The 3196-nt window shown below is 39.8% G+C and carries 3 protein-coding genes; all 3 read right to left on the reverse strand.

The features are described from left to right. Positions 1 to 1052, reverse strand: a 1052-nt coding sequence (locus ACEW8S_RS14285; RefSeq protein ID WP_373518811.1) for an NAD(P)/FAD-dependent oxidoreductase, incomplete at its 3' end; no start/stop codon positions are given. A 34-nt stretch (positions 1053 to 1086) separates the two neighbouring features. Continuing rightward, positions 1087 to 1797, reverse strand: a complete 711-nt coding sequence (locus ACEW8S_RS14290) for a TIGR04283 family arsenosugar biosynthesis glycosyltransferase (protein ID WP_373518812.1) — start codon at positions 1795 to 1797, stop codon at positions 1087 to 1089. Positions 1798 to 2177: 380 nt separating this feature from the next. Beyond that, complete coding sequence (locus ACEW8S_RS14295; RefSeq protein WP_373518813.1) at positions 2178 to 2912, reverse strand: flavodoxin family protein; 735 nt, start codon at positions 2910 to 2912, stop codon at positions 2178 to 2180. Positions 2913 to 3196 lie beyond the last annotated feature (284 nt).

Consider the following 3196-nt stretch of genomic DNA (forward strand, 5'->3'; position numbering starts at 1 on the left):
ATTTCAGGATCGGTGAATGTGACCCACGACATATGCTCGTTGCTCAATTTCTTTTTGAATGGGGAAAGAAAGTTGTTAACCAGAATCCGCGCATGAAATTCAGCCGCATGGGAAAACATCAAATCACCGGCGACATCACCGCATACATAAACATTTTTGTTAGTGGTCTGCAGGTATTTATCGGTAACGATTTTTCCGTCTTTAATATCGATTCCCGCATTTTGCAATTGCAGGGCATCTAAAGGCAATTCACGTCCGATGCCGACAAAAACAGCATCAAAATTCACGTTTCTGCTTACCCCATCTTTCAATTTTAGATTGGCCGTTTCAGCCGATGTGAAACGCTCCACTTCGGCGTTGAGCAAGATTTCGATTCCCTCCTGTCTGAGTTGCTGTAAAAGAACCGAAGTAACCTGTGGATCATCATGCTCTAAGATTGTATTGCCGTGTTGCACGACAGTGACTTTTGAACCGAGACTATTAAATGCTTGCGCTAATTCGATTCCGATGGGACCGCCACCGATGAACAAGAGATTTTTAGGTAAATGTTCAATTGAAAAAACAGTGCTGTTGGTGTAATAGTTTACGTCTTTTACGCCAGGGATATCTAATTTCCGGGATTTTGATCCAGTTGCGATGACGATATTCTTTCCCTTGTATTTAATGTTATTGACCGTTACTTCTTTTTTACCCGTGAATTTTGCTTCGCCCAATGCGATATCGATTCCTTGTTCGCACAGCTCCGTGGCATTTTCATGTTTGCGGATAATTTCCTGTCTTTGCGTGACGTAGTCCATGACTTTTTTCAGGTCTGTTTTTCCGGTGAGATGCAATCCGAACGCCTCCGCCTTTTTTGCCTGCCGGAGTATTTTTGCAACATGAATCAAAGCCTTGCTTGGAACACAGCCATCATTGAGGCATTCCCCGCCAATTTCGTGATCCGTTTTTGCAATCATCAAGACTTTAAAACCAAGCGTATTCATGGTCAGACCAACGCTTAACCCTGCCGAACCGGCACCGATTACTATTATATCATACATTTTACTACTCATGTTGTTGTCAGTTTAAGTTTTCTTTTTTACTTCTTTAGAGCGATTTATAATATAGTTTATGGTTTTTAATCAGTTTTCGATGAAGCTGTATTAATTCGCCCTGCGAATAACCGAGATAATAGAGACCCCAAATCAGAAAAAAAATGCCCTGCATCCGATAGACGCCGTTGTCTCGGTATTTTTGCGCTGAAGTGGTAACGTAATCATCAATCACTTCAAATTTTCCGAACTTTTTCAGGCGGCTGATGATTTCCTGGTCTTCCATTATCAGCAAATCTTCACGAAAACCGCTCACTTTTTGAAATATTTCTTTTGTAACAAACAAGCTTTGGTCGCCAAAACGAATGGCATTCACATTAAACCGGGTGAACCACGCATTGGCTTTCAGGAACCAGTGATCAGAATCAAACTGCAGTCGGAAGCATCCGCTTTTTGCACCATCGTTACAGGCATTAAAAATCGCTGATGTGAAATTATGGGGAGGAATGCTGTCGGCGTGCAAAAAATAAAGGATTTCGTATTTCGCAGCCGATGCGCCCATATTCATTTGAGCTGCACGGCCTTTGCGTTTGCTTTGTACCACAGCGGCCCCGCAGTGATTCGCAATATTTATAGTACCATCGGTACTGCCGCCGTCTACCACAATAATTTCTGTTTCATGATTGCGATTGGCCACATATATCTCGCTTATGGTCTGTGCAATCCGGTCAGCTTCATTATAGGTCGGAATGATAATGCTGAACATAGTGGTGGTTTTTGAAATATCTTAAATCTTCTAACCGATTTATGTAATACATATTATATAGGATTTTGTCGCGCTGTCATATCAATAAGTTTTGATATCTGGTGGTAGGTCGGGTTCCAATAAACATCATTGTATTCTTCTAATGTTGTCTTTACATCTTTGATGGTCAATTCTGACATAGAATTAGCATCATCAATAGCATTTTTGAGCTTACTTTCTGTAACTGATCTTGAATGTTCAAAAATCGATTTTTCATTTAGATGGTATTTTTATAAATTGACATAATATTTCCTAATTGTTTCATTTGAGGAATTGCAATTTCCATCGAGCGTTCGGCAAAAGCCAAGTTGGTTAGTACAGTATAAAAAATCAAAATATTCTTATCTGTATTCCGGGTTTTCAAATTCCCATCGTGTACCGTCATCCCATTCCTCTCTGGAATTTCCATAACTTGGATAGCCATCTTGCTTTTTAAGTGTTGCTGCTAAATGAAGCAAGTTATAGGTCATGAACGTGGTATTCCGATTTGTAAAATCTGAATCAGTACCCAGAGGTGGGGAAAGTTTCTTCCCTTTCCATTCTGTATCGCCATAACTGGGCCCTGGGCCAACCTCTCCAATCCACCCTGCGTCTGCTTGAGGTGGGATAGAATAACCTATGTGCTGCAAAGCATATAAAATACCCATCGCACAATGTTTTACACCATCTTCGTTACCGGTAATGATGGTGCCGCCTACTTTTCCATAAAAAAGATATTGTCCTTTATCATTGGTCATTCCACTCATTGCATATAAACGTTCAATGAGTTTTTGTGCTATGGATGATTTCTCACCCAACCATATTGGAGTTCCCACAATTAAGATGTCCGCAGAAAATATTTTTTCAAAAAGTTCTGGCCATTCGTCTTTTTCCCAGCCGTGTTCTTTCATATCCGGTTGAACTCCAGTCGCTACTTCGTGGTCTATCAGGCGAATCTCTTCAACCGTTACGTTTTCCTTCTCCATTATAGATTTAGATACCTGAAACAGATTATCTGTATGGCTTTTTTTTGGAGATTTCTTCAGGGTACAGTTTACAAATACTGCTTTGAGATTATTAAAGCTTTTAGTTTTCATGTTCTTTTGATCTTTTAGTTTTTTCATTAAAATAACTAGTGCAATGGATTCTTATAGATATAAGGATTAATTAAGACTAGCTCAGGTAGATATATCAAAATATTGAAACGGAAAAGGATTACCAATTTGCGACTCTAATTTTACCCACCATATACTGATGGGATACTACGAGTAAATACCCGAACCGCTTTGGGTAAAACCGATTATAGACGATTTCTATAAATATTAGGGGGGGTACGGGGTTTGGATTTCTAAGCGGAAACCTCTGGGGCGATTTTTGCTTC

The sequence above is a fragment of the Pricia sp. genome (assembly GCF_041745955.1).
In the GTDB taxonomy this organism is placed as follows: Bacteria; Bacteroidota; Bacteroidia; order Flavobacteriales; family Flavobacteriaceae; genus Pricia.

Excerpts from the sequence above, each read along its gene's own strand:
- ACEW8S_RS14290 (WP_373518812.1), bottom strand. The coding sequence starts at position 1,797 with ATGTTCAGCATTATCATTCCGACCTATAATGAAGCTGACCGGATTGCA.
- ACEW8S_RS14295 (WP_373518813.1), bottom strand. The coding sequence starts at position 2,912 with ATGAAAACTAAAAGCTTTAATAATCTCAAAGCAGTATTTGTAAACTGT.